This is a genomic window from Rhodococcus oryzae (assembly GCF_005049235.1).
Taxonomy (GTDB): domain Bacteria; phylum Actinomycetota; class Actinomycetes; order Mycobacteriales; family Mycobacteriaceae; genus Rhodococcus_G; species Rhodococcus_G oryzae.
Genome location: NZ_SUMD01000003.1, coordinates 364,572 through 382,882 on the forward strand (window position 1 = coordinate 364,572; position 18,311 = coordinate 382,882).

An 18,311-nucleotide genomic window follows, 5' to 3' on the forward strand; every position below is an offset into this window, starting at 1 on the left:
CAGTGAATTCATGACCATCGCGGACATTCGGTTGACCCCTCGCGAGCGCGCCGCGCACCTGCGCGCGAACGATCTGCACCGGCTCGTCGGGCTGGTCGAACACGACGACGCGGCCGACCCCTTCCCGGTGGTCGGGATCGACGCGGTGGTGTTCGTCTGTGGCAACGCCACCCAGAGCGCCCACTACTTCGTCTCCACCTGGGGCATGACCCTGGTCGCGTACGCGGGGCCGGAAACCGGTCAGCGCGACCACAAGTCGTTCGTGCTCGAGTCCGGCTCCGTCCGGTTCGTCCTCGAGGGGGCGGTCAGCCCCGACAGTCCGCTGGCCGACCGGCACCGCCGAAACGGCGACGGCGTGGTGGACCTGGCGCTGGAGGTGCTCGACGTGGACCGCTGTATCGAGCGGGCGCGGTCTCAGGGCGCCACGGTCCTCGAGGAACCGCACGACGTCACCGACGACTTCGGCACTGTGCGCCGAGCCGCCATCGCCACCTACGGCAGCACCCGGCACACGCTCGTCGACCGCAGCCGCTACGGCGGGGTGTACCTGCCCGGATTCGCCCCGCACAGTTCGGGATTCGTCCGACGCCCCGGTGCGCCCGAGCGCCTCGTCCAGGCGCTCGACCACGCCGTCGGCAACGTCGAGATGGGCCGGATGGATCACTGGGTCCGCTTCTACAACCGGGTCATGGGCTTCACCAACATGGCCGAGTTCGTCGGTGACGACATCGCCACCGAATACTCGGCGCTGATGTCCAAGGTCGTCGCGAACGGCAACCACCGGGTCAAGTTCCCGCTCAACGAGCCGGCGCCGGGAAAGAAGAAGTCGCAGATCGACGAGTACCTCGATTTCTACGGCGAACCCGGTTGCCAGCACCTCGCCCTGGCCACCAGCGACATCCTGCGCACGGTCGACGCGCTGCGCGCGGAGGGCGTCGAGTTCCTGGACACCCCCGACGCCTACTACGACGACCCCGAGCTGCGGGCCCGGATCGGTCGGGTGCGGGTGCCGGTCGCCGAGCTCAAACGCCGCGGCGTGCTGGTGGACCGGGACGAGGACGGCTACCTGCTGCAGATCTTCACCAAACCGCTCGGCGACCGGCCGACGGTGTTCTTCGAGCTGATCGAGCGGCACGGCTCGCTCGGCTTCGGCAAGGGCAACTTCCGGGCCCTGTTCGAGTCGATCGAGCGCGAGCAGGCGGCACGCGGAAACCTCTGACGCGATGCCACCGGCGACCGCCGTGACCGGATCGGTACTCGTTGCGCTGGCGAACCGTCCACGAGTCGTGTTCTATCGACTACTTATGAGCTCAGTCACCCGCATCGTTGCCGGAACACTCGGAGCAATCGCCATCGCCGCCGGTACGGCCGCCACGGCCACGGCCGCCCCAGCGGCGTCCGCCGCGCCGTACACCCTGCTGGTCGACGGCAGTCACAGCGAGTACCAGGTCAACCCGGTGCTCACCGAGGACGACGTGCTGAACACCAACAAGGACTTCACCTCGGTGCCCGGCGTCCGCGCGCACAGCATCGACGGCCGGAACTTCTCCTTCTACCGGCTCGTCGACGGCGCCCGGATCGGGATGGTCCGGATCAACGAGGTCTGCCTGCCGACCGGCGTCTGCCACGGTGTGATCGTGGACAGCCCCAGCCCGGTCTTCTGAGGCGGGACCTCACCCCGCCCAGGTCGTCGGCACGTCGCCGCCGCCCTCGGGACTGACCCGGGTACCCACCTGGGCGAGCAGCGGCACCGGCGCGATCGGCCCGGCGAAAAGCGCCTGACCGAGCCCGAATCCGGTCGCGCGGTGCAGCATCGGCGCGGGCACGTGTGAGAACAAGGTGCTCAGGTCGTCGATGTCGGCGGCGCCGTTCATCCGCATCAGCACCAGGTTGTCGCACTGCGAGACCACGTTCGGGTGCACCTTGCCCGGCCGCTGGGTGGCGACGAACAGGTGCAGGCCGAACTTGCGGCCCTCGCCTGCGATCAGCGCGCCGAGTTCCGCGGTCGCCGCCAGCAGCGGGTCCTCGGTGGTGGCGGGCAGCACGTTGTGCGCCTCGTCGATGACGAGCAGCACCGGCTCGCGGTCCCGGCGGCCGGCCCACCGCCTGCCGAGGATCGCCAGCGCGACCGCCGTCCGCTCGTCCGGCCGCGACAGGCTCCCGATGTCGACGACGATGCAGCGCGCCCGGCTCACGTCGTACTCGATCGCGGAGCGCTCGTCGCCGCGCCGCCACAGATCCCACTCGCCGATCCGGAGGTTGCCGATCCGGGCGGCCAGTCGCTCGGTGTCGTGGTGGGCGGCGGCCGCGGCCTCCAGGTCATCGACGGAATACGGCGCCGTCAGCGTTGCGGTGACCTGTCGCAGCGCACGGAAATCATCGAGGTCGCGGATCGGGTCCATCCGCAGCAGCAGCGCCTGGACGTCGAGGTCGAGGTCGCTGAAGTCCAGGCACAGCGTGTGCGCGGCGCCGTAGCCGCGGGCCCGCGCCACGTGCACCCCGGCCGCGACCTCACGGTGCCGCGCGGCGGCGGGGGAGCAGTCCTCGGGGTCGCAGGACCCGAGGAACACGTGATCGGAGTTCGGGTCGAGCACCATGATCGGCAGCTCGGTCGAGCCGAGCAGTCGTTCGAGCAGGCCCCCGGTGGTGTAGGTCTTGCCGGAGCCGGACTGCCCGCACATGAAGGTGTGGCGCGCGAAGCCCGTCGATCGCAGCCGGGCCGGAACGCTCGACGCCTGCCGCAGCACCCCGATCTCGATGGCGGCGGCGGTCCCGGTCAGGCCGCCGGCGATCAAGCCGACCTCGTCCTCGGTCGCGGGCCGGATCGGGCGCTCGCCGAACGGCTCGACCGCATGCCGCTCGAGGAAGAACTCGCCGTCGAACTCGCCGAGCGTGGTTGCGGTGCCGCTCAGCGATCGCATCATCGGACGGGCGCTGGCCGCGACGACGCCGAGCTTGGTCATCTGGTCGCGCACGGCGAAGTCGAGCTGCGGGCCCTCCCGCTCGACCATGCGGACCTCGCGCACCTGGACCGCGACCCGGCGCGCGCCCTCGAACTCGATCACCGCGAACCCGCCGACCTCGACGCCGGTCTCGACGGGGGCCATGAAGGAGACCTCCCGACCGTCGGCTGAGACGGCGACCCGGGCGGCCTGGAAGTGTTCGTAGAGCTCGTGTCGGTGCGCCTGCAGTGCGTCCAGCATGGGTTCCATGCCGAACATCCTGACATCACTCTTCGACAGCCCGCTGGGCTGTGATGTCGGTCCCCTCCTACACCCTGTCGTTGGCAAATTCTCGCGAACTGGGACACTGGAGGCCGTGACTGCTCCCACCAGCGCCTCTTTCCAGCCCGCCAGCACCTCAGCGCAGCTCTTCGAGCGGGCAGGAGCCGTCATCCCCGGGGGCGTCAACTCCCCGGTGCGGGCGTTCCAGTCGGTGGGCGGCACCCCCCGCTTCATCGCCAAGGCGTCCGGCTGCACGCTCACCGACGTGGACGGCAACGACTACGTCGACCTCATCTGCTCGTGGGGACCGATGATCCTCGGGCACGCGCACCCGGCGGTCGTCGAGGCCGTGCAGAAGGCCGCGACCACCGGGCTCTCGTTCGGTGCCCCCACCGAGGGTGAGATCGAGCTCGCCGAGGCGATCGTCGACCGGGTAGGTCCCGTCGAGCAGGTCCGCCTGGTCAACTCCGGCACCGAGGCCACCATGAGCGCGGTCCGGCTGGCCCGCGGGTTCACCGGCCGCTCCAAGATCATCAAGTTCTCCGGCTGTTACCACGGCCACGTGGACGCCCTGCTCGCCGACGCGGGTTCCGGCGTCGCCACCCTCGGCCTGCCCACCTCGCCCGGCGTCACCGGTGCGCAGGCCTCCGACACGATCGTGCTGCCCTACAACGACCTGGACGCTGTCGCGCAGGCCTTCGCCGCGAACCCCCAGCAGATCGCGTGCGTCATCACCGAGGCCGCGGCGGGCAACATGGGCGCCGTCGCGCCGAAGCCCGGGTTCAACGAGGGTCTGCGCCGGCTGTGCACCGCGCACGACGCGCTGCTCATCATGGACGAGGTGATGACCGGCTTCCGCGTCAGCTCGGCCGGTTGGTACGGGATCGACGGCGTCGCGGGCGACCTGATGACCTTCGGCAAGGTGATGAGCGGGGGACTGCCCGCCGCGGCCTTCGGCGGCCGCGCCGACGTGATGGGCCACCTCGCGCCCGCGGGCCCGGTGTACCAGGCGGGCACCCTGTCCGGTAACCCCGTTGCCGTCGCTGCTGGCCTCGCCAGCCTCCGCGCGGCAGATCAGAGCGTGTACGACGCCCTCGAACGCAACTCCGCGACCCTCGGCCGACTGCTCGGCGACGCCCTCACCGAGGCGGGCGTGCGGCACCAGGTGCAATTTGCAGGCACCATGGTGAGCGTGTTCTTCGCCGACCGCCCGGTCACCAACTACGCGGAGGCGAAGGCGAGCGACACCTGGCGCTTCCCCGCCTTCTTCCATGCGCTGCTCTCCCGCGGCGTCTACGCACCGCCGAGCGCCTACGAGGCCTGGTTCGTCTCCGCCGCCCTCGACGACGCAGCTTTCGACCGTATCGCCGCCGCGTTGCCGGCCGCAGCCAAGGCGGCCGCGGCCGCGCAGGCACCCACCACCTAGACCACGCACCCCTAGATCACGGAGCCAATCCACGTGAGCACCCTGCAGCAGACGCCGACGCCCGATCCCGCCGAGTCGCGCACCATCGTGCACGTCCTTCGTCACGGCGAGGTGCACAACCCGAAGGGCATCCTGTACGGCAGGCTGCCCGGCTACCGGCTGTCCGTGACCGGCCAGGCGCAGGCCCGCACGGTCGCCTCGGTGCTCGCCGATCACGACATCACCCACGTCGTCGCCTCGCCGCTGCAGCGCGCGCAGGAGACCGCGTCGCCGATCGCGGGCGAGCACGGGCTGACCCTCGTCACCGACGACAACCTGATCGAGGCGGGCAACGACTTCGAGGGGCTCAAGGTCTCGGTAGGCGACGGTGCCCTGCGCAGGCCGCGGCACTGGTGGAAGCTGCGCGACCCGTTCACCCCGTCCTGGGGCGAGCCGTACCTGCAGATCGCGCACCGGATGCTCGCCGCGGTCAACACCGCGCGCGTCGCCGCCGTCGGACACGAGGCCGTCTGCGTCAGCCACCAGCTGCCGGTGTGGACGCTGCGCCGGTTCCTGCAGGGTGAGCGGCTCTGGCACGACCCGCGGCACCGCCAGTGCGGACTGGCCTCGCTGACCTCGCTGGTCTACGAGGGCGACACCCTGGTCGACATCGTCTACTCGGAGCCCGCGGGCGCATCCGATCCGAGGGTGACCGGGGCATGAGGCGGGTCGTCCGGGTGGCAGCCGCGGTGTTGGCGGTCGCCGCCGTCACCGCCGGCTGCGGCACCGGCACCGACGCCGTCGCGCAGGGCGGCACGTTCGACTTCGTCTCGCCCGGCGGGCAGACGGAGATCTTCTACAACCCACCCAGCGAACGCGGCACCATCGGCAACATCTCCGGGCCCGACCTCATGGTCGAGGGCAAGACCACGTCGCTGTCGGACTTCGAGGGCCAACCGGTGGTCATCAACCTCTGGGGCCAGTGGTGCGGACCGTGCCGCGGTGAGGCCGACGACCTCGAGAAGGTCTACGAGAACACCAAGGATCTCGGCGTCGCCTTCCTTGGCATCAACGTCCGGGATCTGCAGCAGGACAAGGCCCAGGACTTCGTCACCGACAACAACGTCGGCTATCCGTCGATCTACGACCCGTCGATGCGCACGCTGACCGCGCTCGGCGGCAAGTTCCCGACGAGCGTCATCCCGTCCACCCTGGTGCTCGACAAGGAGCACCGGGTCGCCGCGGTGTACCTCAAGGCGTTGCTGGCGGAGGATCTCCAGCCGGTGGTGGAGAGGGTTGCGCGGGAACAGTGAGCACCATGAACGACGCCGTCCTGGCCGCCGGGATCGGTGAGACCTTCGGCAACACCGCGGCCTCCGGGCCGCTGCTGCTCGCCTTCGGCGCCTGCATGCTCGCGGGACTGGTGTCCTTCGCCTCGCCCTGTGTGGTGCCGCTGGTGCCGGGCTACCTGTCCTACCTCGCCGGAATCGTCGGCGCGGACGCACCCGCGGTGACCGCGGCCGAGGCGGGCGCCCTCAAGACCGAGGCCGACACCAGGTCCGCCGCGCGCCTGCGGGTCGCGGGCGCCGCCGGGCTGTTCGTGCTCGGGTTCACCGTGGTCTTCGTGCTGGCGACCGCCTCGGTGTTCGGCCTGATCTCCGCCCTCACCGTCAACAGGGAGGTGCTGCAGCGGGTCGGCGGCGTGATCACCATCGCGATGGGCCTGGTGTTCATCGGGCTGGTGCCCGCGCTGCAGCGGGACGTGCGCTTCGAGCCGCGTCGGGTGTCCGGGCTGATCGGCGCGCCGCTGCTCGGCGCGGTGTTCGGGCTCGGGTGGACGCCGTGCCTCGGCCCGACCCTGGCCGGGGTGCTGTCCGTGGCGGCGGGCACCGAGGGTGCGACCGCCGCGCGGGGCGTTGCCCTGATCGTGGCGTACTGCATCGGCCTCGGGCTGCCGTTCGTGATCCTGGCGTTCGGCTCGGTGAGCGCGCTGCGCGGGGTGGGCTGGCTGCGCCGCAATGCGCGCGCCATTCAGATCTTCGGCGGCCTGATGCTGGTGGCGGTGGGCGTCGCCCTGGTCACCGGCGCCTGGGACGTCTTCGTTGGTTGGGTTCGTGACGCGTTCATCTCGGAGGTGACGTTGCCGATATGACGGTGACAGAAGACAGGCCTGCCTCGACGCCGCCGCGGCGCCAGTCCCTCGCCGGACGAGGTGTCGCGCTGGTGCGCAACACCTGGCGCGGCCTCACCTCCATGCGGACCGCGCTGGTGCTGCTGTTCCTGCTGGCATTCGCGGCCATCCCCGGCGCGCTGCTGCCGCAGCGCAGCCTGAACGCGGGCAAGGTCGACGAGTACATCGCGAACCGGCCCACCCTCGGTCCGCTCATGGACAAGCTGGAACTGTTCGACGTGTTCGGCAGCTTCTGGTTCACCGCCATCTACGTGCTGCTGTTCGTGTCGCTGGTCGGCTGCATCACCCCCCGTTGCTGGGAGCACTACAAGGCGCTGCGCACCAAGCCGGTCGCGGCGCCGCGCAACCTGGCCCGGCTCCCGCACCACACCGAGGCCACCGTCGCCGACGAGCCGGAGGCCGTCGCGGCCCTGGTCCGCGGGCAGCTGCGCGGCTGGCGCACGGTCACCCGCACCGGCGACGAGCTGCGTGCTGGCAGGCCCGGCGAGGTCACGGTATCGGCGGAGAAGGGCTACCTGCGCGAGGCTGGCAACCTGCTCTTCCACCTGTCGCTGGTCGGCCTGCTGGCCGCGATCGCGATCGGCAAGCTGGTCGGCTACGAGGGCAACGTCGTGGTGATCGCCGACGGCGGTCCCGGCTTCTGCACCACCTCGCCGGCGGTGTTCGACTCGTTCCGGGCCGGCAACACCCAGGACGGCACCGGCATGACGCCGCTGTGCGTGAAGGTCAAGGACTTCAAGGCCGACTACCTGGACAACGGCCAGGCCGAGATGTTCACCTCCAACATCGAGTACCAGGCGGGCGATGACCTGGCGAACAACACCTGGCGCGAGGATCGGCTGCAGGTGAACCATCCCCTGCGGGTCGCGGGCGACCGGGTGTACCTGCAGGGCCACGGCTACGCGCCGACCTTCACCGTGACCTTCCCGAACGGGGAGACCCGGACCGAGACGCTGCAGTGGCGCCCCGACGACGCGACGACCTTCCTCTCCAGCGGGGCGATGCGGTTCGACCCGCCCGGCGGGATGTACCCCGACTCCACCGAGCGCCGGAAGAACCAGATCGGCATCGAGGGCCTGTTCGCGCCGACCGCGCTGTTCCACGGCAACCTGCTGGCGTCGAGCTACCCGGCGATGACCGACCCGGCCGTCGCGATCGACATCTACAAGGGCGACACCGGGCTCGACACCGGCAACCCCCAGTCGCTGTTCTCGCTCAGCAAGGAACTCGTCAACCAGGGCCGGATGGCCAAGCAGGACCGGGTCAACCTGCGGCCGGGCGAGAGCGCGACCCTGCCGGACGGCACCAAGGTGCAGTTCGACGGGGCCAAGGAATTCGTCAACCTCCAGGTCTCGCACGACCCCGCGCAGCAGTGGGTGCTGGTGTTCGCGATCTCGATGATGGCGGGCCTGCTGGTGTCGTTGCTGATCAAGCGGCGCCGGATCTGGGTGCGCGTGTACCCCGCCGATCCGGATGCCGACACGATGTCGGATACATTGGATCCGCATCGACGACGTACCGTAGTAGAGCTGGGCGGGCTCGCCCGTACCGACCAGGCCGGTTGGGGCGACGAGTTCGACCGGCTGAGCAGCCGTCTGCTCGCGGATCTGAACACGAAGACCACCTCGGAGAACCGCGCCTGAGGCGCAGGAGAAAACCATGCCGATCAACGAGACCATTGCCCAGTACAGCGACTGGGCGTTCGAGTCTGCGTTCGCGATCTACGTCCTGGCCTTCGTGCTGCTGATCGCGCAGTACGCGACAGCCCGGGCGAACGAGGTGCAGGCCCGCGAGGCGCGCGAGCTGGTGGCCGCGGGTGGCGTCACCGCGCCCGCGGCGCCGTCCGTGCCGGGCAAGGTGGTCGAGGCGCCGCGTAAGCCGTGGTCCGAGCGGCTCGGCAACATGGCACTGTCGCTGCTGGTGGTGGGCGTCGCGCTGCACATCGGGTCGATCGTGCTCCGCGGCTTCGCGACCGACCGGTTCCCGCTCGGCAACATGTACGAGTTCGTCACGATGGCGACCGCGGCCGCGATGCTGATCGGGTTGGTGCTGCTGCGCAAGCAGACCTACCGCTCGCTCTGGGTGTTCGTGCTCGTCGTGGTGGTCCCGCTGATGTTCATGGCCGCGACCGTGCTCTACGCGGACGCTGCCCCGGTCGTGCCTGCGCTGCGGTCGTTCTGGCTGCCCATCCACGTCACCATCGTCGCCACCGGCAGCGGCATCTTCCTGGTCTCCGGCGTCGCGAGCCTGATGTTCCTGCTCCGGATGCGGCAGCCGAAGGGCGAGGAGGGCGACGGCTTCTGGGGCAAGGTCGCCGAGCGACTGCCCGACGCGCAGACCCTCGACCGGCTGGCCTACAAGACCACGATCATCGCCTTCCCGCTGTTCGGTGCGGGCGTGATCCTCGGCGCCATCTGGGCGGAGGCGGCCTGGGGCAGGTTCTGGGGCTGGGATCCCAAGGAGACGGTGTCCTTCATCGCCTGGGTGATCTACGCCGCCTACCTGCACGCGCGGGCGACCTCCGGCTGGCGCGACACCAGGGCCGCGTGGATCAACATCGCCGGGTTCGTCGCGATGCTGTTCAACCTGTTCATCATCAACATGGTGGTCTCCGGCCTGCACTCCTACGCCGGTCTGAACTGATTCTCCGATAGGAACCAGACCGCGCGGCCTGCTATTGTCCAGCGCGGACTCGGCGCTGGGGCGAGTTCTGGGGGAAGTGTCAGCAACAGGGGGAGTGCCGCCGTGGCGCAGAACAACGTCGGTTCGTGGGAGTCCGTGAGTCCGGAGGCGGCAGAGCCGTCTGGCCCGTCCGCGCCATCCGCGCCTGCCCGTCCCGTCCAGGTGCCGGATCCGTTCGCGCAGGCCGGGCACGCGGCCGCGCAGCAGGCACCCGAGAGACACCACGTCGTCTCGGCCCGTGACCTGTCGACGTCGCTGCTGCTCAAGCAGGTCAAGCCGGCCCCGACCGGGGGGTGGCGCAGGGCGCTCTACCAGCTGTCGGGCCGGTACATCAACGTCGGCAACAGCGCCAAGGAGCAGCGCCGCCTGGAGCTGACCAAGCAGGTCAACCAGCCGCTGCAGGGCTGCTACAAAATCGCGCTGCTCAGCCTCAAGGGCGGCGTCGGCAAGACCACGACGACCGCGACGCTCGGTTCCACCTTCTCCTCGCTGCGCGGCGACCGGGTCATCGCGGTCGACGCGAACCCGGACCGCGGCACCCTGAGCCAGAAGATCCCGCTCGAGACGCCCGCGACCGTGCGCAACCTGCTGCGCGACGCCGACAGCATCGAGAAGTACAGCGACGTCCGCGGGTACACCTCGCAGAGCGGGCATCGCCTCGAGGTGCTCGCCTCGGACAGTGACCCGGCCGTCTCCGAGGCATTCAGCGCCGAGGACTACTCGACGACCATCGACATGCTCGAGAAGTTCTACTCGATCGTGCTGACCGATTGCGGCACCGGACTCATGCACTCGGCGATGCAGACCATCCTCCAGGAGGCCGACTCACTGGTCGTGGTGAGCTCGGGTTCCGTCGACGGTGCCCGCAGCGCGTCGGCGACGCTGGACTGGCTCGACGCGCACGGCTACGCGGATCTGGTGAGCAAGTCGGTGGCGGTGGTCAACGCCGTTCGCCCGCGGTCGGGCAAGGTGGACCTCGCGAAGGTCGTCGAGCACTTCGAGCAGCGCTGCCGGGCGGTTCGCCTGATCCCGTTCGACCCGCACCTGGAGGAGGGGGCCGAGATCGACCTCGACCGGCTCCGCCCGCAGACCAGGAACGCCCTGCTCGAGCTGGCCGCAGCGGTTGCCGCGGACTTCCCGATGTCGAGTTTCGCGATGCAAGATCGGCTCTGACGCAAGCGATTTGCTCGTGATCGGACCGTGAGCATCGCGTGACCTGACCCTGAAGGTCACCCTCAGCGTTCGCGCAACGTCACCCAACTGTGGCGGACTTGTGACCCCGTGTTCGCTGCGATAACGGGCTTCGGGCGGATGATCGGAACATGCGCGCGGTCCGGCACAAGCTTCGGATGTGGAACGGCATTGCCTTGGCCACGGCACTCTCCCTTGCGGTCGGGGTGGTCAGCGGGTTCTTCGATGAGCCCAAGACCGACCCCGAATCCGTGGTCGAGCGCTTCGCCGCGGCCCTCACCGAGGGTGACATCGGCGAGGCCGCCGAGCTGACCTCGTACCCGGCGGCGGCCGAGGCGGCCATCACCCAAGCCTTCGACGGTCTGCACGCCGAGAAGGCCACGTTCGACGTCAACCAGTACATCCCGCTCGGCGACGACGCAGGGATCTTCAACGCGACCGCGGACTGGAGCTTCGGCGACGGAAAGAACTGGCAGTACAACATCGATGGCCGCGTCAGGAAGCTCAGCATCGGCTGGCGGGTCTCGTGGCAACCGCAGACCCTCGCGCCGGGTCTGGGCCAGGGCCGGACCCTGCGCTACGACCGCACGGACGCCGCGCCCCCGCGGGTGTTCGACATCGCGGGGAATCTGATGATGACCGAGCAGCGCATCAACACGGTCACCCTCGACCCCGGTGCCATGCCGGACCCTGTGCTCAGCACGAACAGGCTGGCCAAGGTCATCGAGCCGGTCGCGCCGCTCATCACCGGGCCCACGTTGATGCAGGAACTGGCCGCGACGCCGGGCCAGCGGATCACCGCGGTGAGCCTGCGCGACGACGACTTCGCGGTGCTCGAGGACGACCTGCGGGCCGTCCCCGGCGTCGTTATCGATCAGCGACTCAAGCTGATCAGCAACGACCGCCGGGTCTCGGGGCCGATGGTCGACGCCATGCGCAACGTCTGGCAGCTCAACCGAGATGCGACGGCGGGCTGGGCGGTGCACGCGGTCGACCCCGACGGCACGCTGATCCGGCAGACCGGATTCCAGGGGCCGCCCGGGCCCGACATCCGGTCCACCCTCGACCCGCGGGTGCAGCTGGCCGCGGAAGAGGCGGTGGTCAGCGTCGGCACGCCCGCCGTCATCGTGATGATGCAGCCCTCCACCGGCGCGGTGCTGGCGGTCACCCAGAACAACCAGGCCGCGGAGATGGGGCCGGTGGCGTTCACCGGGCAGTTCCCGGCCGGATCGACCCTCGACCTGGTCGGCGCCGCGGCCACCGCGCAGAACACCGACATCCAGCAGGCCGCCCGCCAGCTCGGCCTCGGCATGGACTACGAGATGCCCGGCCTCGAACAGCGGACCGACGACCTCGACGGGAAGGGCGCCAACCTCATGCGGACGGCGTCGGGACCCGACACGGACAAGCAGGTGAAGGTCAGCCCCCTCGGGATGACCCTCGTCGCGGCCTCGGTCGCCCGCGGATCGACCGCGGTGCCGGTGATCGCCGCAGGTCAGCCGGCCACCACCGACGAGTCGCCCGCACCGATGCCACGGGAGGTGAACGACCGGCTGCGCACGATGATGTGGGAGAACGTGCACCGCGGGCCCGCCTCGATGCTGGCTGATCAAGGCGACCTCATCGGGATGACCGGCTCGTTCGAGGACGACCGGTGGTTCTACGGGTCGAAGGGCGATCTGGCGTTCGCGGTCTTCGTCAAGGACGCGGACGGCTCGGACCAGGCCGTGAAGATGACAAGCAAGCTGTTCAAGGAGATGGCGAAGCCGCCGACTCCCTGATCACTGGCGTCCCGTTCACTCCTTGGGGTCGACCGGGCCGCTCTCGGGGTTCTCGCCCGTGGTGGGGTGGGCCCGACGGTTCATCCGCCACAAGAATTCCGGGTCGTCGTCCGGACCGAGAACACGTCCCGCGGGCGGCGCGGAGGTGTCGGGGCCGAAGGCCTTCCACAACAGCACCGCCAGTATCACCAGCGCTATCAGCGTCACCAGATAGATCACGACGCACCTCCTTGATTCGAGCGTAGCCGCGTCACGGCGCGGCGGCACCATTGTCGGAACACACGAACGGGCGGTCTTCGGGCAGGTCTGTCGACCGATGCTCCGATGACCGCCCGTTCGTGACAGGCGTGTGATGTCAGGCCGAGACGATCACCGAGGAGCCGTGGCCGAACAGGCCCTGGTTCGCAGTGATGCCGATGCGGGCGCCCTCGACCTGACGGCCCTCCGCCTGTCCGCGCAGCTGCCAGGTGAGCTCGCAGACCTGCGCCAGCGCCTGGGCGGGCACGGCCTCGCCGAAGCATGCCAGGCCGCCAGACGGGTTGACCGGGATCCGGCCGCCGATGGTGGTCTCGCCCGCGCGCAGCAGGTGCTCGGCCTCGCCGCGCTTGCACAGCGCGAGGTCCTCGATCCAGTCCAGCTCGACCGAGGTGGCCAGGTCGTAGACCTCGGCGACGTCGACGTCCTCCGGCGAGATGCCGGCCTCCTCGTACGCCGCGTAGCCGATCGACTCCTTGAAGGTCCGCTCCGGGGCGGGCACCGCGGAGGCCGAGTCGGTGGAGAAGTTCGGCATGTCCATGATGGTCTGCGGGAACGTCGGCGTGACGGTCGAGATCGCCTTGATCCGAACCGGTTCCGCGATGCCCATCTTGCGGGCGTACTCCATCGAGGTGAGAATGATCGCCGCGCCGCCGTCGGAGGTCGCGCAGATGTCCAGCAGGTGCAGGGGGTTGGACACCACGGGGGAGGCCAGCACGTCGGCCGCCGTGACCTCCTTGCGGTACCGGGCGTTCGGGTTGTTCAGGCCGTGCTTGGCGTTCTTGACCTTGACCGCGGCGAAGTCCTCCGCAGTCGCACCGTAGAGGTCGATGCGGCGGCGCGCGTTGAGCGCGAAGTACGCCGGGTTGGTCATGCCCATCAGGCGGAACCGCAGCCAGTCCGGGTCGTCCCAGCGCTCGCCTGCGACCGGGGCCAGGAAGCCCTTCGGGGTGGTGTCGGCCCCGACGACGAGGGCGACCTCGCTCAGGCCGGCGAGGATCCGCGCGCGGGCGGTGTCCAGGGCCTGGGCGCCGGTGGCGCACGCCGCGTACGAGGTGGCGACGCGGGCGCCGTTCCAGCCAAGGGCCTGGGCGAAGGTGGCGCCCGCGACGTATCCGCCATAGCCATTGCGGACAGTCTCGCCGCCGACGATGAAGTCGACGTCCTTCCAGTTCACGCCGGAGTCGGCGAGGGCGGCACGGGCCGCAGCGACGCCATACTTGACGAACGACTGGCCCCACTTGCCCCAGGGGTGCATCCCCACGCCGAGGATCGCGACGTCGTTGTTGGATCCTGCGCCGCTCATGCCTGTGCTCCGTTCGGGTTCGTGTCGGTGGTGGTCGGCTTCCAGCGCCAGATGGTGCGCACGCCGGTCTCGTCCGTGTAGAGCGGCTCGACGACCAACTCGACGTCGTCGCCGACCTTCAGGTCGTCGACGCCGAACCCGTCGGCCACCTGTCCGAGCACGACGAGGCCCTCCGGCAGCTCGACCGCGGCTAGTGCGAACGGCACGTACGGGTCGGTGGCCGGGATGTACGGGGCGGGCGGCTGGTACTGGGCGTCGGTGTACGACCACACCTTGCCGTGGCGGGAGAGCTCGACGTCCTCGAACTCCTCGCCCGAGCAGGCCGGGTTCTTGCAGAAGGTGGTCTCCCGCGGGAACGAGATCGTGCCGCACGACTGGCACGAGGTGCCGATCAGGGCCGGTGCCGGGCCGGTGGTGAACCAGCCCGCTACTGCTGGTGTGACGCTGTCGCCGGCGGCCTGTGTGGCGGTGTCGCTCATGCAAACCTCATCTGCTGTCGAGCCTGATCGGACGGTCGGGGCCGGTGCCCCGAAGTAGAACGTGTTGCAGTATCGCACGGGATCGGCGATGTCGAGGGCGAGATCCCGCCCAGCGGGCGTCCGATCCGGATACGTTGTGAACCATGGCTGCCGGCAAGGGCGGGAGTCCGGCCGTCGAGATCGAGGTCGACGGCCGGTTGGTGCGTGTCTCGAACCCGGATCGCGTCTATTTTCCCGCAACCGGAGCGACAAAGCTCGACCTCGTCGAGTACTACCTGTCCGTCGGCGACGGCATCGTGCGCGCGCTCTACGAGCGGCCGTGCATGCTGCACCGGTTCCCCGAGGGACTGGCGGGGGAGAAGGTGCACCAGAAGCGGATCCCCCGCGGCGCGCCGCCCTGGCTGGAGACGGTCCGCCTGCATTTCCCGCGCTACGACAGGTACGCCGACGAGCTGTGCGTCACCGAACTGGCAGCCGTTGCCTGGGCGGTGCAGATGAGCACGGTCGAGTTCCATCCCTGGAACAGCCGTCGCGCTGACACCGAGAAGCCCGACGAATGGCGGATCGACCTGGATCCTATGCCGGAGTGCGACTTCGGCAGGGTGCGTCGGGTCGCGGCCGTCGTCCATGAGGTGCTCGACGAGATCGGCGCGACCGGATGGCCGAAGACGTCCGGCGGGCGCGGCCTGCACGTCTACGTCCGGATCACGCCGGAGCACGATTTCGGCGACGTCCGGCTGGCGGCGCTGGCGTTCGCGCGGGAGGTCGAGCGGCGCGCGCCGGAGGAGGTGACCACCACCTGGTGGCGCAAGGATCGGGACCCGGCAGCGCTGTTCGTCGACTACAACCAGAACGCCCGCGACCACACGATGGCCGCGGCCTACTCGGTGCGCGGTGTCCCGGACGCGCGGGTGTCGGCGCCGCTGCGCTGGGACGAGGTCGACGATGCGCGGCCCGAGGACTTCACGATCGGCACGATGCCCGCTCGATTCGCCGAGCTCGGCGACCTGCACAAGGGGATCGACGACGCGACGTTCGACATCGCGCCGCTGCTCGAGTGGGCCGAGCGCGATGCGCGCGAGGGCGCGGCCGTGCCGCCGGAACCCTAGCGGACGTGAGGCGGCGGGCCGGGCTCGGTCAGCGGATGGTGGCCTCGGTGGTCAGCGACTGCAGCAGCTCCATCACCTCGGACTCGCGGAATCGGCGGTGACCGCCGGGGGTGCGCAGGGAGCCGAGGCGTCCGGCGTGAGCCCATCGGGTGACCGTCTTCGGGTCGACGTGGAACAGGGCGGCAACCTGACCTGGGGTCAGCAGCGATTCCTGGGCGGCGCGGAACGACGGGGCGCTCATCGAGAATCCTCCATGCGCTTGTGCGGTACGAACGTGCGGACATCCTGGCACCCGGTGCCCCGGGTACTCGAACAATCCCGATTTGGTAAAGCGGAGGTAATTCGCAAATCGGATAAGTCCGGCACCCGGGGTCGGTGATCGGCGGGTCGGTAACCTGGGAGGGTGACTGATTCCTCGCAGAACCCCGCCCCGTCGAACGCCAAACGCTCGCTGGCGCGGGACCTCGGTCTGTACACCGTGGCCCGGCTGGGTCTCGTCGTCCTGATCGCGGCGATCATCCTCGGGGTCAGTGCGCTGCTGAACGTGGACGTGCCGCTGCTGGTGGCGCTGATCTTCGCGGTGATCATCGCGCTGCCGCTCTCGCTCGTGCTGTTCGGCAAGCTGCGTACCCGGGTCAACGAGGAGATCTCCGCGGTGGACGCCAAGCGCCGAGCGGACCGCGACGATCTGCGGGCCAAGCTGCGCGGCGACGGATCCGGTGACGCAGACGGCCGCAAGTGACCGCCGCGATGGGGGTCGTCGACCACAGCGCGCCCAGGGACTGGGTGGACAACGCGGTTCGGCTGATCGACGCCGATTCGCAGCGGAGTGCGGACACCCACCTGCTGCGCTATCCGCTGCCGGTCGAGTGGAACATCCAGCTCTATCTCAAGGATGAGTCCACCCACATCACCGGCAGCCTCAAGCACCGGCTTGCGCGGTCGCTGTTCCTGTACGCCATCTGCAACGGCTGGGTGACCGAGGGCACCACGGTGATCGAGGCGTCATCGGGGTCGACCGCGGTCAGCGAGGCCTACTTCGCGAAGCTGCTGGGCCTGGACTTCGTCGCCGTGATGCCGCGGAGCACCAGCCCAGCGAAGATCGCGCTCATCGAGGCGCAGGGCGGCAGCTGCCACTTCATCGATCGCCCTTCGGAGATCTACGCCGAGGCGAGCAGGCTCGCGTCCCAGTGCAACGGCCACTACATGGACCAGTTCACCCACGCGGAGCGGGCCACCGACTGGCGCGGGAACAACAACATCGCCGAGTCGATTTTCCAGCAGATGACGCTCGAGCAGCATCCGATCCCGGACTGGGTCGTGGTCGGTGCGGGCACCGGCGGCACCAGCGCCACCATCGGGCGATACATCCGCTACCGCAGGCACGCCACCCGGCTGCTGGTGGTCGATCCCGAGAACTCCGCGTTCATCGGTGGTTACGAGACCGCGTCCGCCGCCTACGAGACCGGAATGCCATCGCGGATCGAGGGCATCGGCAGGCCGCGGGTAGAGCCCTCGTTCGTCGGGCAGGTCGTGGACCGGATGGTGCCGGTTCCGGACGCGGGGTCGATCGCGGCCGCCCGGCACGTCAGCGAGGTCCTCGGCCGACGGGTCGGCGGGTCCACCGGGACCAACGTGTGGGGCGCCTTCGGCGTGATCGCGGAGATGCTGGCCGCCGGCCGCACGGGCAGCGTGGTGACCCTGCTCTGCGACGGCGGGGAACGGTACGCCGGAACGTACTTCAACGACGAGTGGGTGCGCGGCGAGGGCATGGACCTGACCGAGCCGACCGCGGTGCTGGAGGCCTTCGCGGCCACCGGGCGCTGGTCCGCCTGACGTCGCCTCGCCGGGTGGTGCCGATCGCCGCCGTCAGCCGGGCGTGCGGACCGCCGCGAGCATTCCGCCGAGGTGTGCGCGGCTGACCCGGACCGCGACCTCCTCGTCGCCCGCCGCGATCGCCTCCACCAGGGCGACGTGCTCGTCCGAGTTCGGTTCCGGATCCGCCTTGCGCAGGTCGAGCAGCTCGATCATCTCGACCAGCGCCTCGGTCAGCCGTGGCACGAAGGTCTCGAACAGTTCGCTGAGAACCCGGTTGTGCGCGGCCGCGACCACCGCGCGGTGAACCGCGATGTCGGCCTCGACGAAGGCGTGATGGTCCGCCGTGACGGCGGCCGCACGCAGCTCGAGTGCGCGCCGCATCGCCGTCACGTCCCGCGTGGTGGCGCGCTGCGCAGCCAACCGGGCGGCCTCCACCTCGATCGCGTTGCGCACCTCGACGACCGCGGCGATGGCCTCGGCGCGGAGCACGCCGTCCCAGCCGTCGGCTGGCAGCGGTTCGGTGCGCTCGACGAACACGCCCGCGCCCTGCCGCGACCGCAGCAGTCCCTGCCCGGAGAGCATCCGGAGCGCCTCGCGGACGGTGGATCGACCGACGCCGAGTTCGGCGGCGAGGGTGGTCTCGCCCGGCAGTTTCGCGCCGACCGCCCATTCGCCCGTGCTCAGTCGCGCCAGCAGCAGCTCGGCGGTCTGGTCGGCGAGCAGGTTTCGACGGGGCGCCGCGACCACACAAACTCCTCAGGTTGTCAGACAAGTTGTTTTCGTCTAGCTTAGCCGACGTGGCCATTCGCGGACTGCTCCTCGGACGCCGCGGCGGGGTCTGACCGGACCGGCTCCCCGCCGCGGGGTTCG

19 protein-coding genes are annotated in these 18,311 nt (G+C 69.8%); 13 read left to right on the top strand and 6 right to left on the bottom strand.

What is annotated here, in order from left to right; translation table 11 throughout:
• The first annotated feature begins 10 nt into the window (after positions 1–10).
• Positions 11–1,219, top strand: coding sequence for a 4-hydroxyphenylpyruvate dioxygenase (gene hppD, locus FCG67_RS07985; RefSeq protein WP_136908733.1), 1,209 nt, complete (start codon positions 11–13; stop codon positions 1,217–1,219).
• Positions 1,220–1,304: 85 nt separating this feature from the next.
• Positions 1,305–1,664, top strand: a complete 360-nt coding sequence (locus tag FCG67_RS07990) for a hypothetical protein (RefSeq protein WP_136908734.1) — start codon at positions 1,305–1,307, stop codon at positions 1,662–1,664.
• Positions 1,665–1,673: 9 nt separating this feature from the next.
• Here the strand turns inward: FCG67_RS07990 and FCG67_RS07995 are convergent, their stop codons facing one another.
• Positions 1,674–3,212 (bottom strand): ATP-binding protein, encoded by a 1,539-nt coding sequence (locus FCG67_RS07995; protein WP_246044931.1) that lies wholly within the window; start codon positions 3,210–3,212, stop codon positions 1,674–1,676.
• Between the two features lie 106 nt (positions 3,213–3,318).
• Here FCG67_RS07995 and hemL point away from each other — a divergent pair, with 106 nt between their 5' ends.
• The 8 genes from hemL (at position 3,319) to FCG67_RS08035 (ending at position 12,474) form a co-directional block, all read left to right on the top strand.
• Positions 3,319–4,650 (top strand): glutamate-1-semialdehyde 2,1-aminomutase, encoded by a 1,332-nt coding sequence (gene hemL, locus FCG67_RS08000; protein ID WP_246044932.1) that lies wholly within the window; start codon positions 3,319–3,321, stop codon positions 4,648–4,650.
• A gap of 33 nt (positions 4,651–4,683) precedes the next feature.
• Entirely contained in the window at positions 4,684–5,352 is a 669-nt protein-coding gene (locus FCG67_RS08005) for a histidine phosphatase family protein (protein ID WP_189636600.1), read from the top strand.
• Positions 5,349–5,942 (top strand): TlpA disulfide reductase family protein, encoded by a 594-nt coding sequence (locus FCG67_RS08010; RefSeq protein WP_136908739.1) that lies wholly within the window; start codon positions 5,349–5,351, stop codon positions 5,940–5,942. The genes FCG67_RS08005 and FCG67_RS08010 overlap by 4 nt, the downstream gene beginning before the upstream one ends.
• Before the next feature lie 5 nt (positions 5,943–5,947).
• Positions 5,948–6,781: a cytochrome c biogenesis CcdA family protein gene (locus FCG67_RS08015; protein WP_136908741.1), complete on the top strand. Its 834-nt coding sequence runs from the start codon at positions 5,948–5,950 to the stop codon at positions 6,779–6,781.
• Positions 6,778–8,463 (top strand): cytochrome c biogenesis protein ResB, encoded by a 1,686-nt coding sequence (gene resB, locus FCG67_RS08020; protein WP_136908742.1) that lies wholly within the window; start codon positions 6,778–6,780, stop codon positions 8,461–8,463. Before FCG67_RS08015 ends, resB begins: the two co-directional genes overlap by 4 nt.
• Before the next feature lie 16 nt (positions 8,464–8,479).
• Positions 8,480–9,463: a c-type cytochrome biogenesis protein CcsB gene (ccsB, locus tag FCG67_RS08025; RefSeq protein ID WP_136908744.1), complete on the top strand. Its 984-nt coding sequence runs from the start codon at positions 8,480–8,482 to the stop codon at positions 9,461–9,463.
• Between the two features lie 33 nt (positions 9,464–9,496).
• Positions 9,497–10,675, top strand: coding sequence for a MinD/ParA family ATP-binding protein (locus FCG67_RS08030; RefSeq protein ID WP_246044955.1), 1,179 nt, complete (start codon positions 9,497–9,499; stop codon positions 10,673–10,675).
• 149 nt (positions 10,676–10,824) lie between these two features.
• Positions 10,825–12,474, top strand: coding sequence for an NTF2-like N-terminal transpeptidase domain-containing protein (locus FCG67_RS08035; RefSeq protein ID WP_136908748.1), 1,650 nt, complete (start codon positions 10,825–10,827; stop codon positions 12,472–12,474).
• A gap of 15 nt (positions 12,475–12,489) precedes the next feature.
• On the opposite strand, the gene FCG67_RS08040 is transcribed toward FCG67_RS08035, so the two are convergent.
• The 3 genes from FCG67_RS08040 to FCG67_RS08050 all read right to left on the bottom strand — a co-directional run bounded on the left by FCG67_RS08040 (position 12,490) and on the right by FCG67_RS08050 (position 14,514).
• On the bottom strand, positions 12,490–12,693 hold the full coding sequence (locus tag FCG67_RS08040; RefSeq protein WP_077040692.1) for a hypothetical protein: 204 nt from the start codon (positions 12,691–12,693) through the stop codon (positions 12,490–12,492).
• Positions 12,694–12,829: 136 nt separating this feature from the next.
• Positions 12,830–14,035, bottom strand: a complete 1,206-nt coding sequence (locus tag FCG67_RS08045; protein ID WP_136908750.1) for a lipid-transfer protein — start codon at positions 14,033–14,035, stop codon at positions 12,830–12,832.
• Positions 14,032–14,514 carry a Zn-ribbon domain-containing OB-fold protein gene (locus FCG67_RS08050; RefSeq protein ID WP_136908752.1) on the bottom strand — a complete coding sequence of 161 codons (483 nt, stop codon included), beginning with the start codon at positions 14,512–14,514 and terminating at the stop codon, positions 14,032–14,034. Before FCG67_RS08050 ends, FCG67_RS08045 begins: the two co-directional genes overlap by 4 nt.
• A gap of 143 nt (positions 14,515–14,657) precedes the next feature.
• On the opposite strand from FCG67_RS08050, the gene ligD reads away from it, so the two are divergent.
• Complete coding sequence (gene ligD, locus FCG67_RS08055; protein ID WP_136908754.1) at positions 14,658–15,623, top strand: non-homologous end-joining DNA ligase; 966 nt, start codon at positions 14,658–14,660, stop codon at positions 15,621–15,623.
• Positions 15,624–15,651: 28 nt separating this feature from the next.
• Here the strand turns inward: ligD and FCG67_RS08060 are convergent, their stop codons facing one another.
• Entirely contained in the window at positions 15,652–15,864 is a 213-nt protein-coding gene (locus tag FCG67_RS08060; RefSeq protein ID WP_136908755.1) for a BldC family transcriptional regulator, read from the bottom strand.
• 162 nt (positions 15,865–16,026) lie between these two features.
• On the opposite strand from FCG67_RS08060, the gene FCG67_RS08065 reads away from it, so the two are divergent.
• Both FCG67_RS08065 and cds1 read left to right on the top strand, forming a co-directional pair.
• Complete coding sequence (locus FCG67_RS08065; RefSeq protein ID WP_136908757.1) at positions 16,027–16,365, top strand: DUF4229 domain-containing protein; 339 nt, start codon at positions 16,027–16,029, stop codon at positions 16,363–16,365.
• An 8-nt stretch (positions 16,366–16,373) separates the two neighbouring features.
• Positions 16,374–17,459, top strand: coding sequence for an L-cysteine desulfhydrase Cds1 (gene cds1, locus FCG67_RS08070; RefSeq protein WP_136909078.1), 1,086 nt, complete (start codon positions 16,374–16,376; stop codon positions 17,457–17,459).
• Positions 17,460–17,492: 33 nt separating this feature from the next.
• Here cds1 and FCG67_RS08075 read toward each other — a convergent pair whose 3' ends face one another.
• Positions 17,493–18,188 (bottom strand): FadR/GntR family transcriptional regulator, encoded by a 696-nt coding sequence (locus tag FCG67_RS08075; protein WP_136908759.1) that lies wholly within the window; start codon positions 18,186–18,188, stop codon positions 17,493–17,495.
• Between the last annotated feature and the right edge of the window lie 123 nt (positions 18,189–18,311).